We start from the raw sequence: 16437 nt of genomic DNA on the forward strand, positions 1-16437 counted from the left end.
AATAATCAACTATTTGTGAATTCAATGAACTTTTCAAGCTGTTGCAATGCCTTACCTGAATCAATTATCTCTTCAGCTACCCGAACACCATCCGCAATTGACTCAACAGCACCGGCAACATATAGTCCTGCGGCTGAGTTTAAGACAACAGCATTTCTTTTCGGACCTTTCTGACCATTCAGTATATTTAATGTAATCTGGGCATTTTCTTTAGGATCTCCTCCAACCAAATCCCCCTTACTGCATTTTTCAAATCCAAAATCACTCGGATCAATTTCATAGGATTTGGTTTTGCCATCCTTAATCTCACAGACACATGTCTTATCACTTACTGAAATCTCATCCATTCCGTCCACGCCATAAACGGATAATGCGGATTTTACGCCCAGATTATTTAATACTTTTGCTAAAGGTTCTACTAATTCTTTATCATAAACCCCCAAAACCTGCATAGTAGCACCGGCAGGATTGGTTAGGGGGCCTAGAATATTAAATATTGTTCTGATTCCAAGCTCTTTTCTCACACCAGCAATATATTTCATTGCAATATGATAGTTTTGAGCAAATAAAAAGCATATATTATTTTCTTTTAAACATTCCAGACTTTTTTCAGGAGAAATATTAATGTTAACTCCCAACTCCTCCAGGACATCGGCAGCACCACATTTACTTGATGCTGAACGGTTTCCATGTTTTGAAACTGGAACTCCTGCTGCAGATATTACTATTGAAGATGTGGTTGAAATATTGAATGTATTTGAACCGTCACCACCGGTTCCGACAATTTCCAAAGCTTCAACATCATTCAACAATCTTACACAGTGATTTCTCATCGCTTCGGCAGATGCGGTAATCTCATCAATTGTCTCACCTTTCATGGACATTGCTGTCAAATAGGAACTCATCTGAATTTCACTGGCCTGTCCACCCATAATTTCATCCATTGTCTGATAAGCTTCATCATAAGTTAAATCTTCTTTTCTTGATACTTTTAAAATTGCTTCCCTAATCATTTAAATCACCTCTAAAAAATTTCTCAATAAAGTCAAACCATCTGGAGTCAATATGGATTCTGGATGGAATTGAAGTCCGTAAATATCATATTGCTTATGTTTTACTGCCATGATTTCACCGTCATCACAGGCCTTTGACAGTATTTCCAATTCATCAGGCAGGCTTGATTCCACAAGGCTCAGGGAGTGATAACGTCCTACACTGATTTCATCACCCAATCCTTTAAAAATCAAATCGTCATTTAATTTAATGGTTGATGATTTTCCATGCATTAATCTCGTAGCATATGATATTTCACCGCCAAATGCTGCACAGATTGACTGGTGACCCAAACAAACTCCCAAAATAGGAATTTTGCCTTTAAACTCACGTACCACATCAATACATATTCCTGCATCCTGAGGTTTACCCGGACCAGGAGATAAAATAATGGCATCAGGATTCAATTCATCAATTTCCTCTAAATTAATTTTATCATTTCTTGAAACCTGAATATCCGGATTGATTTCACCAATCAGCTGATACAGGTTATATGCAAAACTGTCATAGTTATCTATTAAAAGAATCATTCTAAACCCCCATCGGCAAGTTTCAATGCATTGATTACGGCAGCAGCCTTATTCATGCACTCATCAAATTCATTGTCCGGTACACTGTCTGCAACAATTCCCGCACCAGAACGAATAAATACCTTATTGTTACGTTTGAATGCAATTCTAATTGAAATACAAGTGTCAAGGTTTCCGCTTAAATCGACATATCCGATAGCGCCACCATAAATTCCTCTTTTGTTGTTTTCAAGTTCATTTATGATTTCACATGCCCTTATTTTTGGAGCTCCGGATAATGTTCCCGCAGGCAAAATGGAATCCAGCGCAACAAGACAATCCAAATCATCCCTTAGGATTCCGGACACTGTAGATCCGATATGCATCACGTGAGAAAACCTTTCGATTGACATGTACTTATCGACAGACACTGAGCCGATTTTAGCAATCCTTCCAATGTCATTTCGTCCCAAATCAACAAGCATATTGTGTTCGGCCAATTCCTTTTCATCATTTAAAAGCTCTTCTTCCAAGTCCAAGTCTTCCTGCGGAGTTTTACCGCGAGGTCTTGTTCCTGCAAGAGGGAAAGTATATAATTTATTATCATTAACCTTAACCAATGTTTCAGGTGACGCACCAGCTATTTCAATATCATCACTTGAAAAATAAAACATGTAAGGAGAAGGATTTGTAGTTCTTAAAACCCTATATGTGTCGAATAGACTTCCTTCAATGTCTGCTTCAATCCTATTGGACAGCACAACCTGAAAAATGTCTCCTTCCTTAATGTAATTTTTTGCTTTTATAATCATTTCCCCGAATTTTTCACGGGAAAACGCATTTCTGAAATCAGACTTTAATTTTAACGGTGCAATTTCAGCCTTTTTACCGTTTTTAATTAATTCTGCGATTTTTTTTAGCTCATCACAGGCTCTTTTATAATTATTTTCCAAATCATCAGTTTTCATGTTGACGATGATGACTATTTTCTGGCGGAAGTTATCAAAGGCAATTACCTTGTCAAAAAGCATTATGTCAATGTCTTTAAACTGGTCGTGGTTTTCAGCATCCAAATTTAAGGAAGGCTCTGAATACTTAATGTAATCATAAGCAAAATACCCTACAAAACCTCCAGTAAATGGCGGTAGGTTTTCAATTTTTGGAGATTTGTTCTGAATAATCAAATCCCTTATAATATCGCTTGGATTATCAGTTTCTATTGTCACGACATCATCGGTCAGTTCATTGAAATCAGAATCGCCCTTAATCTGAACTGAAGAGTTTTGGCATGTAAATTCCAATAAAGGATCGAAACCTAAAAAGCTGTATCTTCCCCAATTTTCAGCGTCCTCGATACTTTCCAGCATGTAACAGTGTTTACTTATACCTTTTAAAATCCTTAATACTTCTATCGGAGTTGCTATATCTGAAAGCAATTCGTAAGCTATTGGAATCCTTTTATATTCCTTATTTCGAGCAATTTTTTTTACATCATCTAAACTTGGGGAAAACATTTTATCACTAAATTATCTTTTTGTATATAACTATTAGAATAATGTACTATTTAAAACCTTGTAGTATTTTTTTGTACATTTTTATATCGGGTGATGAAAATTGTTCTGAGTGATAAAAATTGTTCTTAGAAAACCATTTTATATAATATAATAGGGTTTAATTTAAAAAATAAAGAATTTAAATAGGAAAAATAAAATATTAAGCAGCAAAAACTGTTAGGAGGGAAAAAATGAGTAAATTTCAGGAAGACATGATCTTCAAAAACATCAGCGAAGAAGAGATACAAATCCTTCTGGAGATTGTTGGAAAAGAATCTGAAAATGTTAATATCTGGACAAAAGAGTTAAGGCAAATAGACCCGACAACATACAAACCAGATTTAATTATAGAATTAGATGATCAAAATCTGATAATTGAATTCCAAAGCACAGAAGTTGATGATGATTTTTCAAGAAGAGCTCATGTATATGTTGCAATAACAGACCAGAAAAAGGAAAATGATAAAGAAGTTAATTTAGAAGTAATAAGTACAGCAGAACAATCAAAACAAATCAATTACAAAGTCAATAAGTACAATACTTTCACATATGACATAATAGGCTTTGAAGAATATGATGGAGAAAAAATAATCAAACATGTTGAAAAAAAGATAGAAGATGAAAAAGAAGTTAGTTCAGAAGAAAGTATATATTTGTCTTTAGTCCCATTAATGGATAAAAACAAAAATCATAATATAGAAAAACAGATAAAACAAGTAGTAGACATGCTTGTAGAATCAAACAAAAACAACTCGTCAGAAAATACATTATCTTTAGGAATCATGTGGTTATTAGTCGACAAATATGTTAAAACTCCAGAGTTAAGAACACTACTAATTGATCTGTTAGGTGATAGAATGAGTGCTATATACGAATACGGAGAAAGAAAAGAAAAAAAAGGAAAATAAGAATGAATAAAAGAAGGAATTGAAGAAGGCAGAAAAGAAGGAATTGAAGAAGGGGAAAAAACAATAGTTTTAAACCTATATGATTCTAAAATGACACCACAGGAAATATCAAAAAAAGCAAAAATTGACCTCAAAAAAGTAAAAAAGATAATAAACGAACAGGACTAATTCATTTTATCCTGCTCTCGATTGAAATCAATTACAATCTTTTTAATTTCACGTGATTCCAAATAAGGTAATTTTTCTTTTAATTCAGATTCTAAGCTTTTATTCATTTCAAATCTTTTTTTGGAATATTCTTCATCACTTAATGAGGATTTATATTCCTTATTTAAATTTGAATATTTAGTGATTAATGGCTGAATAATAGTGACAATGTCCTTATCCAACTGATCATTAATCTCTTTTCTTTTTTTTACATCACCTATAAATCCAACCAATGTTGTAAAGAATCCTAAAATAGTTATTGTTAATGCAGGAACCAAATAATCATGATTATCTATGAAAAATACTGATAAAACAATTCCTATGAAAATTAATGCTATTCCTAACTTTTTTATATTCATGTTATCACTCTAACGCTTATTAATATATCCCCATTCTTGACGTATTGATATTATAATCAGATAAAATGACACAACTGCCAAGATAGAAAATAAAACTATAAATATACTATTTGTAAAAATCAAATTTCCAGTGTCAATATGATATAGGATTTCTGCCAGAAGATTATTCAGGAAATGTGCTAAAATACATGTTAGGATGTTTTTAGTCTTTATGTAAATTATACACATGCAAACAGCAAATACAAATGCAGAAATAATGCTTCCGTAACTATGAAGCGCCCCGAACAATATTGAAGTTATAATAATTGAAAATGAAACCGGAACAAACAGATTAAGTCTGTTTAAGAATACTCCTCTAAATAAGAGTTCTTCACATATCGGTGAAATGACAATTGTTGAAAACATTGCACCCGCATCGGCTAGAGAATTCAGTGGAATTAATGGAACAAAAAAAGCAGTGACTAATGAATCCAGACCAGGAATATAATTCAATGCGAAAAATGACAGATACAACATTCCATAAGAAAAGAAAACGTTAACCAAAACTATTGTAACAAGAGATTTGGGACTAATCTTTGAAAAAACAGTGTTCCAGTCATGCTTAAATCCATCACCAAAAACTCTCAATCGATATACAAAATATAAAATAACTACCACATACAGCCAATCATTGCTTAAAGGATAGCCAATGAATTCAGAGAGAATTAATATACCGGTTAATGCAAGTATTACAATTAAAACTTCCAAAATAGTAATTTTTTTAAGACCCTCATTTAAAGAAGACATAATAAATGATTTGATTATATTAATATAAAAAATAATAAGATATGAAGTTAATGAAAATTAACTTCCTAAACTGTAAATTAATCCGGAACAGCGACTTTGGAATATGGATAAGTACGGCATCACTAAAAAGAATAATACAATGTTTATAATTAGAGAAGCAAGTGTGCTTACAGCTCCACTACCGCCAGCAATATTAATTGTAGCTATTCCCAATATTGTAAATATAAATGATATGACAAAAATAACAACAGCTAGAATAACAGATGATATTATAGCAACTCCAATATAATTTAAGATATATCTTCCATAACCAATTGAGGAAATAATATCATTTAATTCACCGAAAGCAAAAGCTTTTTTTAATGAATCGTCATTTGCTGCCATATGTGGAATTGCAGCATATGCAAACAAAGCAAATATTATGAATAAAATTATTCCAATAATCAATAGAATCCATGATCCGTTTACAAGACCTCCGAAAAGGACAAGGATTGGAATTATCAAATAAATCAGATTTACAACAATATACTTTAAACCATCGATAAACATTCTTTTAAAATCATTGAACTCCGGAGGAACATCCTCACCATTAATCATACTTTGAGTAGATAATTTAACAACCCTATAACTATACCCATAGAAAAATACCATTGGAATTAATAAAAAATTAAAAAAGGATAAAACGCCCAATAACAAAAGATTTGATATTTTTCTTGAAGCGAATTCAAAAGAATCTTTATAAATATCTAAAATCATTCTAAATTTCCTCCTCAATGATAAAAACATCTTCAATTTTTTCTTTATCCAATATTTTGGTTATTTTATAGGCTAACAATAATGAAGGATTATATCTAGCATTTTCCAATGCATTAATTGTTTGACGAGTGACACCAGCAGCATCGGCCAATTCCTGTTGTGTTAATCCTTTGATGTGGCGAAACTCTCTAATTTTTGTTTCCAAATAATCACCTATATTTACAAAATAAATTTAACCTTAATGTAATATATAAACTGATGCATATATAAATATTATTGCAAAAAAATTTTACACAAAAAATAAGGTCAAACTATAATAATAGACAATGAAAAATATATTAATGTTTAATAATTTAAAATGAGATGATTAAAAATGGCTATACACCCAATTGAATTTAGGTATGGTACTCCCGAAATGAAAAGAATTTGGGAAGAAGAAAACAAATTACAAAGAATGTTAGACATCGAATCCGCACTCGCACAGGCAGAAGGCGAATTAGGAATAATTCCTAAAGAAGTTGCTGATGAAATATCACGTAAGGCCACTACAGAATTCGTTAAATTAGAAAGAGTTAAAGCAATAGAAGCTGAGACCAACCACGATATAGCAGCATTATCCAAAGGAATCACTGAAGTCTGTGATGACGGTGCCGGAGAATATGTTCACTTCGGAGCTACATCAAACGATATTGTAGACAGCTCAAATTCATTGCTCATCCGTGACTCCATCGATGTTCTTGAAGAAAAAGTGGAAAGATTAACTAAAATAATGCTTGAATTAGCTGAAGAAAACAAAATGAAAGTATGTATCGGACGTACACACGGCCAGCATGCACTTCCAACAACATACGGTATGAAATTTGCGCTTTGGGCGGATGAACTCCACAGACAATATGAAAGATTGGAACATGCAAGAGCAAATGTCTGTATCGCAATGATGGACGGAGCAGTTGGAACAACAGCCGCATTAGGTACTGACGGATGGAAAATACACAAGACCGTTGCACGTATCTTAGATTTGCCTGCAGCTAAAATTACGAATCAGGTAGTTCAAAGAGACAATCATGTTGAATTCATATCCACATTGGCAAACATCGCATCAACATTGGATAAAATTGCTTTGGAAATAAGAAGCCTTCAAAGAACAGAAATTATGGAAGTTGGAGAATACTTCGATCCAGAAAAACAAGTCGGAAGCAGTACAATGCCACATAAAATGAATCCTATTACTGCTGAAAGAATTTGCGGTGTTGCAAGAATCGTCAAATCCTATGTTAACGCAGCATTAGACAACAACCCGTTATGGCATGAAAGAGACTTAACCAACTCCTCCTGTGAAAGGATAATGTTTCCGGAAAGCTGCATTTTAACAGACTACATATTAAACCTTACAATTAAGCTAATGACCAATCTGGTATTCTACGACGAGAATATTGAAAGAAACCTAAACTTGACCAACGGTTTAATTATGGCTGAAAGATTAATGGCTGAACTTACAAGAGCAGGCATGGGAAAACAGACCGCATATGGAATTGTAAGGAAAAACGCCATTAAAGCAAATAAAGAAAAATTATTGCTTGGCGAACTCATATTGGAAGATGAGGAAGTTCAGAAATACTTAACCGAAGAGGATGTTGAAAAAATAATGGATCCTCACACATACACAGGTTCCATTGAAATAATCATTGATGAATTATTAGAAGACTCCAAATCCTGGTTTTAGGTGATAAAATGAGTGTTAAAGAATTAAAATCCGTTGATATATCTTCATATACTATCATATCAACAGGGATTGTTGCATTGATTTGCCTATTAATATCTTTAATTATTGCAGGAACAGTCAGTCTTATGGTGCCGAATAGTTTTGGAGTAATGATTTATACTGTTCCAACAATTGTTTTCAGCGGAATAATATGCAGCATCTTTTTACACTTCAGCGGAGCATATCTTTACAATATCCTATCTAAAAGAATAGGTTGCATTAAATTCAATATTGAAGGAGATTATATTGAAAAGATTTCTACAAAAGAAACTGCATTGCTTGTTGGAACAATAACACTAATAATATTGCTTGTAGTATACCTGGCATTTTCCCTGTTGATTCCATTGTTTTTAAGCTCTTTAATTACGGTTTTAATGTATGCTTCACAAACTGCGGTTGCATCAATCATATACCAAGCAATGATTGTTATTTCCAATCCGACATCAATAATTTTTGGAATAGTGGCTGTAGTAATATTTACTTCAGTATTTACATTACTTGGAACATACATTTACAACCTATTGGGGTCAAGTGAAAGAGGAATAAGTGTAAAACTTGAAAATGAAGGAGATTTAGTCCAACTTGAATCAATTAATCCATTGGATTTTGGTATAGCTATTGGCGCAATATGTCTTATTTTAAGTTTCATAATAGGATTAATTATGATTTTAAGTGGAACTGCAGTATTTTCTGCATTATCAAGCATATTAGGTACATTTGTAAGTTCATTTATTGGAGCTGTGCTAATTGCTTTTTGTTATAATTTCCTTGCTCCAAAAATTGGAAAATTAAAAGTAGAATTGGAATAAAGAAATCAATTGATTTCTTTTTACTTTTTTAGGTTAATATAAATGAAAACAGATAGATTTGAAACATTTTTTGATGCTATAATAGCAATAATAATCACAGTCCTTGTATTGAAATTATACCAACCAGAACAAGCAACATGGAGTGCGATTTGGACCCTAAAAATACAATACTTAACCTATTTACTTTGTTTTATCATAATTTTTAATACATGGTACAATGATCATGACTTTTTCAAATTAATAGATGAAATTGACAATAAGATAGTATGCATATATGGTGTTCTAATATTTCTATTATCATTGTTACCTTATTTTTCAGCATGGCTAACTTTATATTTCTATTCAGCACATGCACAATTAATTTTTGGCTTATTATTCATCTCAACAAATCTGACATACACATTTTCAACTTATCTAATATGTAAAGCAAATCCTGAAAATGAAATATTAAGTAAAATTAATTTTTTAAAAATTAGACGCTACATACCAAACATTATTATTTTATTTGGTATGATATTAACTTGTACAATTTTTATCCCTGCAACATACATCACCTGTTTAATTGCAACTTCAATATGGATAATAATAGTTAGAATGCCAAATAACATAACTGAAGATAAAAATCGTTTTGAAGCATTGATCGATGCAATTGTTGCAATAATACTGACCGTTATTGTATTGGAAATTACAATGGCTAGTGGAGGCAATATAACTGACCTTTTAAATCTAAAAGTAGAATTCTTAGCATATATTATAAGTTTCATCGTATGCTTCAATTACTGGATGTACAATAATGATTTATTCAACCGTGTAAGCAGAATTAATTATGATGTAATCTGGTCAATGGGATTTTCATTATTTGTGCTTTCACTAATCCCATATTTTACAAAATTTGTTTCTGAAAATTTCTATTCCGCAGTTGCACAATCTGCATATGGCATTTCTTTCATATTAATTATTGTATCCTGGATAATGACAACAAATAATCTAAAAAGGATTAACAACAATATTAATCTTCATCATATGATTAAAAATAATTATCCTTTATATATAATGTTAACTATCACAATTATTGGATTTATAATGGGCCATATTTTTTATCCGCCACTAATAATACTGTTTTGTTTTGTTTCAATTATATTTATGTGGGCAACAAACATTATATTGAATTAATATATATTTTATAAATAATGGGAGAGTAAGTATATGAAAGATATTTTCGATGAATGTCAATTTAGAGATTTGAAGATTAACAGCAGAATTATCCGTACCGGTGCTTGGCAAAGAGAAACTGAGGACGGAGGATATTTAACGCCTGCAGTATATGACAAATATGAGAAAATGGCCAAAAGCGGCGTTGGATTAATATTGTCTGAAATGTTTGCACTGGACCGCAAGGATAGATTTTTTGAATATTCAGCAAACATGAACTATAAGGGATTCGTTAAAGATTATAAGCAAATTACTGACATTTGCCATAATTATGATGTTCCTGTTTTAGGCCAGCTGGCATTTTTCTACTATGATGATGGAGACAACCAAAAGGCAGAGCCTAATGACTTAACAATTGAAGGGATAAGAAAATTACAGGCTGAAGTAATTATGGCCGCTAAAAAATTCTCATTTGCAGGATTTGACGGCATACAAATCAATATGGGAAACAATTTTTACTTATCAAGATTTACAAACCCCTATTTCAATCAGAGAGAAGACGATTATGGCGGAAACACTTTAAACAGAATGAGAATAGTTCTGGAGATAATCAAACTAATTAAAAAAACAATAGGATTTCATGTCAGCTGCAGAATAAACATTGAAGACGTTAGAAAAGGCGGGTTGACACAGGAAGAGAGCATGAAAATGGCGAAGTTACTTGCCGAAAATGGTGCCGACAGCATCCAGATTACAGGAAGAACCATTTCAATGAAATATGATGCAAAAGAAAAACATATCTTTTTGGATTATGCAAATCAATTAGCACAGGAAGTAGACATTCCAGTTATATTGGCCGGAAATTTAAGGGATATGGAAACTATGAACGAAATATTGAATACAAACAATGTGGAATTCATGTCACTGTCAAAACCCTTTGTTGCTCAGGCAGATTTCTTAGCTGACTGGAAAGCAAACGGAAAAGGATCATCAAGATGCAAAGGATGCAATAACTGCTATTCAAAAAAAGAAAGCAGATGTTTCCAATATAGTGACTAAAAAAATAGAATTAATTGATTATAAAATCAATTAATTTTTAACTCTTTTTATAGGTGGCACGTAACGTTTAAGCAGTAATGAAAGAGAAATGACCGTCACTGAACTCAATGCCATAGCCAAACCAGCGAATTCTGGCTGGAACATTATGCCGAAAGTAGGATATAATACTCCTGCAGCAACTGGAATTAATATTGAATTATATGCGAATGCCCAGAAAATATTCTCTTTAATTCTTCTCATAACCTTTTTAGAGAACTGTACAGCGGCCACAACATTTTCCAAGTCGCCTTCCATTACCACAACATCCCCACTTTCCATTGCAATATCAGTACCGTTACCCATTGCAACACCGATATCCGCCTGCGTTAATGCAGGTGCATCGTTGATACCGTCTCCAGTGAACAGTACTTTTTTAGAACCGTTCGCCTGAATATTTTGAACAATATCCAATTTGTTTTCAGGCAATATTCCTGCTTTGACATTATCGATGCCCACATCTTTTGCAACAGACAGTGCTGTGCTTTCATTATCTCCTGTTAACATGTATGTTTCAATGCCCATCTTATGCAATTCTTCAATGGTTCTTTTAGAATTTGGCTTGACCTTATCTGAAAGACTTAAAATTCCTCGAATAGCTCCATCAACAGCTAAAAGAATAATCGTTTTGCTTTGATTTTCCAAATCAGTGTAAGAATTTAAAACATCATCATTAATTTCAACATCATAACTTTGCATTAGTGATTTATTTCCTGCAAGAACAGATTTTCCGTCAATTACTGCCTTGATACCCTTACCGGTTACATTTTCAAAGTCCACTGTGTTTAATAATTCTAATCCTTCTGCCTTTCTGACAATAGCTTTTGCAATAGGATGGTTGGAATTCTGTTCAACGGAAGCAGCAAGTGCAATCAACTCATTTTCATCAATACCGTATGCTATGACATCATCCACTTCAGGCTTACCTTCTGTGATAGTACCTGTTTTATCAAATGCCGCAACATCAATCTGACCGGCATTTTCCAGAGTATCACCATTTTTAATCAGAATACCAAATTCAGCTGCTCTTCCGACACCAACTGTTACTGCAGTAGGAGTAGCCAAACCCAAAGCACAAGGACATGCTACAACAAGGATTGATATTAAGCATGTTAATGAGAACAGTAATGTAGCTCCTAAAAGGAAATACCAAATACAGAACACTGCAATAGCTATTGTTAAGATAACCGGAATAAAGTAAGTGACAATGGTATTTGCAAATTTCTGAACCGGAGGCCTTGAAGACTGAGCCTTTTCGACCAAGCGGATAATGTTTGAGAGAACAGTTTCAGAACCGATTTTCAATGCTGAAATAATTAAGACACCATCCTGATTGATAGTACCTGCAAAGACTTCTTCACCATCCTTTTTAACTTTAGGAATAGGTTCACCGTTAATCATGGATTCATCAACATATGATTCTCCACCTATGACCTTACCGTCAACAGGTATTTTATCACCGGGTTTAACGAGAAGTTTGTCCTCAATATTGATTTCGGCAATTTGAACTTCCTGTTGAGAAATGACCTCATTGTTTTCATCAACTTCAACCAATGTAGCCACAGTTGGCTGAAGACCAATCAATTCACGAATTGAATCGGAAGTTCTCTTTTTAGCTCTTGCTTCCAGATACCTACCAATCATTAAAAATGAAGGTAGCATTACTGCAGATTCATAGAACATGAAAGTGTGGTCCAATACGATACCGAATGTTCCCAGAATACTTGATCCGTAAGCCACAATAATACCCATGGAGTACATTACATCCATATTCAAATTCTTATGCATCAGACCGTTGATTCCAGCTTTTAAAATTGGAAGTGAAACATATAAGAATGGCAAAATACTTACAATCAGTGAAAGCAATCCCATTGATGATATATCAATTCCTGTGGCATGATGTATCTGGTGGGTTAAACCCATTAGGGGATCCCACATGCTGTACATCAGAATCATTAGAATAGCGGAAAATATCAAACCGACAATGATACGATTTCTTTTGCTTATAAGGTCTTGTCTGTATAATTCCTCTTCATCTATTTCTGTCTGTCCATCGATTCCTAAAAGTTCAAATCCCAAATTATTTATGACCTTTTCCATATCGTCAATGGTAACTTTACTCTTATCATAACGAACATATGCAGTTCCGGAAGTCAAATCTGCCTTGACATCGAAAATTCCGTCTAAACGAATCAGGAAGTTTTCAACATTCATTGTACATGAAGCACAATGCATTCCGTCAATCCTTAAAGTAACTTCATCTGAATGTAACTCGAACCCTAAATTTTTGACTATGGATTCCATTTCATCATAGCTCATTTTCTTAGGGTTGATTGTAATATGTAGTTTGTTTGAAGCCAAGTCTGCATCAACTGCTTCCACACCTTCTTCACGTTCAAATGTTTTATTGACACTTAAAACACATGAAGCACAATGCATTCCTTCAATAGGTACATCCATATCTTTAAGCTTTGCCATACTATCACAACCTATATAGATTATATATGAAAATAAGAATTTATAAAGTTTAGGTATACAAAAAAAATTAAAAATTAGAAGACACAGGATGTGTCCTTAACCACGTTTCCGTCCTGAATAACCCTAATGATGTTATCAGGATTAGTTAAGACACTAATATCCACTAAAGGATTTTTTTCAACGAAAATCATGTCTGCGCATTTTCCCTCTTCAATTGAACCGATATCTGACCTGCCTAAAAATTCGGCAGCCTTTGAAGTGGCGCATGATATTGCCTGCTTTGGAGTCATTCCGATATCAACCAGATTAATTAATTCCTTTAAATTGTGTCCGTGAGGAATTACACCGCTATCCGTACCCATAACGATATTGACTCCCTCATCATAAGCAATTTGTATATTTTCCTTGTGAACTTTAACGATTTCCTTTAATTTAGCCAATTTCTCATCGGCATAATTGTCCCATGAAGGAAATCCGTGCTCATACAAGAACTGATGAACCAATAATGTTGGAACTAATGTGACATCATTTTCAACCATTTTATGAGAAGTTTTAACATCAATGAAAGTTCCATGTTCAATTGATGAAAATCCAGCATCAATAGCCTTATTCATACCTTCAAGACTGTGGCAATGAGCAGATACCTTTAAATTATTGAGTTTAGCTTCACCAACAATTGTTTTAAGCTCTTCCAAATTAAATTGAGAAAATTCAGGAGACGTGTTTGTGGTCAAAACACCTCCGCTACACATTACCTTTATAAAATCAGCGCCTGCTCTTTTGACTTCACGGGTTTTCTTTAAAACTTCATATGGTCCGTCACATCTTCCTTTTGGAAAACCAGGATACATTATTTCCATGTCAAAGCCTGAAGGAAGCATCAAATCGAAATGCCCACCAGTCATGACCAATGGCGTAACACATATTTCTATTTTAGGCGCTGTAAACAGACCTTTCTGTTGAGCCAGTTTAACTCCTACATCCGCTGATCCGCAATCTCTAATTGTTGTAACTCCTGCATCTATTGTCTGTTTTCCATGAGGCACACCATTATAGAAATGAATAGCTAATGGATTAGCCATATTTTCTTCTTTGTGAAAACCTTTAGCTAAAATATGAGTATGACAATCAATAAAACCCGGAAGCACATAATTTCCATTACCCTCAATAACCTTTACGTTTTCCTTTGTGTTTATTTTTCCTGAAGAAATTTCCTTGATGTATTTTCCTTCAATCAAGATGTTTAAGTTTCCTTTAAACTCGTCATCAGGGTTAATAACATTAACATTTTCAATTAGAGTCTGCATCAGTATCACTTATAAAATCGTAATAGTCCCATTATCCCCATCAACTTCAACTACAGCACCGTTAGTTAATTCATCCGTGCTGGCCGGAGAATCGACCATCGGAATATCGGACATTATGGCACCTGTAGCTATAATCGGTTCTGCATTAAGGCATATTATGGCTTTTGGAGCGGTGTTGTTTTTCATCATCTGAAAAATCACATAAGAACCTACGGTAGACCCTTTTCCGCCAGGGATAAATAAAACTTTGTCTTTAATACTTTGGCCTTTCAATTCATGGTTCGGGTCAATTACTACACCGTTTTCGGGATTTACCCCACCAAGAAAACTGATAGGCTCTGAACTAACCAATAGCTCTCCTTTTCCTTTTCCTTTAGCAATATTTCTACATTCAATCATTAAGAAATATTATATAATAACTACTATTTAAAAAATTAGATTGGAACTAAACAACATCCTTTTTCATTACTTCACGTAAAACCGCTGTTGCATAAGATCCCTTGTTAATTGAAAATTCAGCCAGCACACCATCATCAGTTGCCTTTGCAGATGCATCCCATACCTGGAATCTGACTGCTCTTCTAAGGCCATGGCTTCCTAAGCGAGGCATTTTCGGAACTTCGAAATCGCTTTTATCAAGACTATAACTTTCAAGAATGTTCTTTTCCATTTCACCAACTTCCCCTCCGGCAAAAGGAACTTTGGTGCCGTATAAAGGAACTGTAGGGTTAACTTCAAAATTATCAATGAGCTTTTGATATTCCTCAGGAGTTTTATCACGTACAATACGCTCTTCCTTATCTATTATAATATCCCCTTCAATGTATCTGTTAATTCCCATCTCCACCCTGTGACTAACGGCATCATTGAATAAGTAAGATTGATATGCATGGACAAACATTCTCTGCAATGGTTTTGGAAGTGCGTGCAGAGCATTCATATATGCCTTATCGTCCAATTCACCTTTTTTAGAATCCTTGATTAACTGACGGACCATCATTTTTTCATATCTCATTCCCTTGCCCATTAATTCCAATGACTTTTCCAAATCCCCATCATCATAGGCCTGTCTTGCAAGCTGGTTTTCGCCGCTTTCTTCAGGAGATGGGTTGCCAACATATCTTCTGACAGCTTCAGCCAAATCATTTTGGATTAAGGCTTCACCAACCAAATGAGTATTGGTTCTAGGCTTACCGAAACGTTGCCATCCATAATAATTAGGAACACCGGTCACTTCCAATTGCTTTAAGACTTCATTTGCAACATCCGCACTTTTTTCAATATCGTCCAAGTCACGAATTAGAATTCTGAATTTGTTTCCATTAAGCTGACCCATTCTGAGTTTTTTACGGCCTCTGGTAATTTCTAAAAAATCAGTCTTATAGATATCCAAGTTTTCGACTTGTTTGAATTGTTCTTCTGAATCCATGTTTGCAATGCAAATCCATTGGCGGGTAAGGGCTTTTTTATCCTTCATTCCGGCAAAACCCATTCTTTTTCTGTCAATATGCAAATCACGGGCAATATCTAAAACAACATCCAAGGTTGTTCTTCCAAGCTTTTCAATCCAAATCCAGACATTCGGACCTTCACCTGTCGGAAGCATTTCCGGAATTTCTTCGACATAAAAATCTTCATATTGGTTTCTGATTGACCCACCAATTCCTTTCTGACTGGTAACATAAGTATTAGCATTTAACATA

Annotated in this window: 16 protein-coding genes; 5 read left to right on the forward strand and 11 right to left on the reverse strand. The window is 33.9% G+C overall.

Translation table 11 applies throughout. The annotated features are described in order from the left end of the window. Positions 1 to 5: 5 nt before the first annotated feature. Genes trpD through trpE form a run of 3 tightly spaced genes read right to left on the reverse strand, consistent with a single transcriptional unit; the run spans position 6 to position 3076 of the window. On the reverse strand, positions 6 to 1013 hold the full coding sequence (gene trpD, locus IJQ68_RS05750; RefSeq protein WP_292798117.1) for an anthranilate phosphoribosyltransferase: 1008 nt from the start codon (positions 1011 to 1013) through the stop codon (positions 6 to 8). Beyond that, a complete protein-coding gene (locus IJQ68_RS05755) occupies positions 1014 to 1583 on the reverse strand; it encodes an aminodeoxychorismate/anthranilate synthase component II (protein WP_292798119.1) in 570 nt (189 codons plus the stop codon). It abuts the gene before it with no gap. Further along, complete coding sequence (gene trpE / locus IJQ68_RS05760) at positions 1580 to 3076, reverse strand: anthranilate synthase component I (RefSeq protein WP_292798122.1); 1497 nt, start codon at positions 3074 to 3076, stop codon at positions 1580 to 1582. The genes IJQ68_RS05755 and trpE overlap by 4 nt, the downstream gene beginning before the upstream one ends. A gap of 230 nt (positions 3077 to 3306) precedes the next feature. Here trpE and IJQ68_RS05765 point away from each other — a divergent pair, with 230 nt between their 5' ends. Next, the gene (locus IJQ68_RS05765) at positions 3307 to 4023 is read left to right on the forward strand and encodes a hypothetical protein (protein ID WP_292798125.1); all 717 of its coding nucleotides are present in this window, start codon (positions 3307 to 3309) and stop codon (positions 4021 to 4023) included. A 164-nt stretch (positions 4024 to 4187) separates the two neighbouring features. Here the strand turns inward: IJQ68_RS05765 and IJQ68_RS05770 are convergent, their stop codons facing one another. From IJQ68_RS05770 to IJQ68_RS05785, 4 genes are read right to left on the reverse strand one after another with little or no spacing between them, the layout of a single operon-like run. Next, positions 4188 to 4589 (reverse strand): hypothetical protein, encoded by a 402-nt coding sequence (locus IJQ68_RS05770; protein WP_292798127.1) that lies wholly within the window; start codon positions 4587 to 4589, stop codon positions 4188 to 4190. Between the two features lie 9 nt (positions 4590 to 4598). Continuing rightward, the gene (locus IJQ68_RS05775; protein WP_292798129.1) at positions 4599 to 5375 is read right to left on the reverse strand and encodes a CPBP family intramembrane glutamic endopeptidase; all 777 of its coding nucleotides are present in this window, start codon (positions 5373 to 5375) and stop codon (positions 4599 to 4601) included. A gap of 57 nt (positions 5376 to 5432) precedes the next feature. Then, the gene (locus tag IJQ68_RS05780) at positions 5433 to 6131 is read right to left on the reverse strand and encodes a DUF4013 domain-containing protein (RefSeq protein WP_292798131.1); all 699 of its coding nucleotides are present in this window, start codon (positions 6129 to 6131) and stop codon (positions 5433 to 5435) included. A 1-nt stretch (position 6132) separates the two neighbouring features. Further along, positions 6133 to 6336, reverse strand: coding sequence for a helix-turn-helix transcriptional regulator (locus IJQ68_RS05785; RefSeq protein WP_292798133.1), 204 nt, complete (start codon positions 6334 to 6336; stop codon positions 6133 to 6135). A 168-nt stretch (positions 6337 to 6504) separates the two neighbouring features. Between IJQ68_RS05785 and purB the strand changes: the two genes are divergently transcribed. Genes purB through IJQ68_RS05805 form a run of 4 tightly spaced genes read left to right on the forward strand, consistent with a single transcriptional unit; the run spans position 6505 to position 10913 of the window. Then, positions 6505 to 7854: an adenylosuccinate lyase gene (gene purB, locus IJQ68_RS05790; protein WP_292798136.1), complete on the forward strand. Its 1350-nt coding sequence runs from the start codon at positions 6505 to 6507 to the stop codon at positions 7852 to 7854. 8 nt (positions 7855 to 7862) lie between these two features. After that, positions 7863 to 8702, forward strand: a complete 840-nt coding sequence (locus IJQ68_RS05795) for a hypothetical protein (RefSeq protein WP_292798139.1) — start codon at positions 7863 to 7865, stop codon at positions 8700 to 8702. A 42-nt stretch (positions 8703 to 8744) separates the two neighbouring features. Beyond that, the gene (locus IJQ68_RS05800; protein ID WP_292798141.1) at positions 8745 to 9875 is read left to right on the forward strand and encodes a TMEM175 family protein; all 1131 of its coding nucleotides are present in this window, start codon (positions 8745 to 8747) and stop codon (positions 9873 to 9875) included. 33 nt (positions 9876 to 9908) lie between these two features. Beyond that, positions 9909 to 10913, forward strand: a complete 1005-nt coding sequence (locus IJQ68_RS05805) for a tRNA-dihydrouridine synthase (protein ID WP_292798143.1) — start codon at positions 9909 to 9911, stop codon at positions 10911 to 10913. Between the two features lie 30 nt (positions 10914 to 10943). On the opposite strand, the gene IJQ68_RS05810 is transcribed toward IJQ68_RS05805, so the two are convergent. From IJQ68_RS05810 to truD, 4 genes are all read right to left on the reverse strand, one after another. Beyond that, positions 10944 to 13427 (reverse strand): copper-translocating P-type ATPase, encoded by a 2484-nt coding sequence (locus tag IJQ68_RS05810; RefSeq protein ID WP_292798146.1) that lies wholly within the window; start codon positions 13425 to 13427, stop codon positions 10944 to 10946. A 74-nt stretch (positions 13428 to 13501) separates the two neighbouring features. Then, the gene (locus IJQ68_RS05815; RefSeq protein ID WP_292798148.1) at positions 13502 to 14734 is read right to left on the reverse strand and encodes an amidohydrolase family protein; all 1233 of its coding nucleotides are present in this window, start codon (positions 14732 to 14734) and stop codon (positions 13502 to 13504) included. A gap of 9 nt (positions 14735 to 14743) precedes the next feature. Continuing rightward, the gene (locus tag IJQ68_RS05820; protein ID WP_292798150.1) at positions 14744 to 15133 is read right to left on the reverse strand and encodes a DUF126 domain-containing protein; all 390 of its coding nucleotides are present in this window, start codon (positions 15131 to 15133) and stop codon (positions 14744 to 14746) included. A gap of 46 nt (positions 15134 to 15179) precedes the next feature. Further along, positions 15180 to 16436: a tRNA pseudouridine(13) synthase TruD gene (truD, locus tag IJQ68_RS05825; RefSeq protein ID WP_292798152.1), complete on the reverse strand. Its 1257-nt coding sequence runs from the start codon at positions 16434 to 16436 to the stop codon at positions 15180 to 15182. Position 16437: the final 1 nt, after the last annotated feature.

This window comes from Methanobrevibacter sp., from assembly GCF_017447225.1.
In the GTDB taxonomy this organism is placed as follows: Archaea; Methanobacteriota; Methanobacteria; order Methanobacteriales; family Methanobacteriaceae; genus Methanocatella.

Coding starts and splice junctions, on each gene's coding strand:
- trpD (WP_292798117.1), bottom strand. CDS start 1,013: ATGATTAGGGAAGCAATTTTAAAAGTATCAAGAAAAGAAGATTTAACT.
- IJQ68_RS05755 (WP_292798119.1), bottom strand. CDS start 1,583: ATGATTCTTTTAATAGATAACTATGACAGTTTTGCATATAACCTGTAT.
- trpE (WP_292798122.1), bottom strand. CDS start 3,076: ATGTTTTCCCCAAGTTTAGATGATGTAAAAAAAATTGCTCGAAATAAG.
- IJQ68_RS05765 (WP_292798125.1), top strand. CDS start 3,307: ATGAGTAAATTTCAGGAAGACATGATCTTCAAAAACATCAGCGAAGAA.
- IJQ68_RS05770 (WP_292798127.1), bottom strand. CDS start 4,589: ATGAATATAAAAAAGTTAGGAATAGCATTAATTTTCATAGGAATTGTT.
- IJQ68_RS05775 (WP_292798129.1), bottom strand. CDS start 5,375: ATGTCTTCTTTAAATGAGGGTCTTAAAAAAATTACTATTTTGGAAGTT.
- IJQ68_RS05780 (WP_292798131.1), bottom strand. CDS start 6,131: ATGATTTTAGATATTTATAAAGATTCTTTTGAATTCGCTTCAAGAAAA.
- purB (WP_292798136.1), top strand. CDS start 6,505: ATGGCTATACACCCAATTGAATTTAGGTATGGTACTCCCGAAATGAAA.
- IJQ68_RS05795 (WP_292798139.1), top strand. CDS start 7,863: ATGAGTGTTAAAGAATTAAAATCCGTTGATATATCTTCATATACTATC.
- IJQ68_RS05800 (WP_292798141.1), top strand. CDS start 8,745: ATGAAAACAGATAGATTTGAAACATTTTTTGATGCTATAATAGCAATA.
- IJQ68_RS05805 (WP_292798143.1), top strand. CDS start 9,909: ATGAAAGATATTTTCGATGAATGTCAATTTAGAGATTTGAAGATTAAC.
- IJQ68_RS05810 (WP_292798146.1), bottom strand. CDS start 13,427: ATGGCAAAGCTTAAAGATATGGATGTACCTATTGAAGGAATGCATTGT.
- IJQ68_RS05815 (WP_292798148.1), bottom strand. CDS start 14,734: ATGCAGACTCTAATTGAAAATGTTAATGTTATTAACCCTGATGACGAG.
- IJQ68_RS05820 (WP_292798150.1), bottom strand. CDS start 15,133: ATGATTGAATGTAGAAATATTGCTAAAGGAAAAGGAAAAGGAGAGCTA.
- truD (WP_292798152.1), bottom strand. CDS start 16,436: ATGTTAAATGCTAATACTTATGTTACCAGTCAGAAAGGAATTGGTGGG.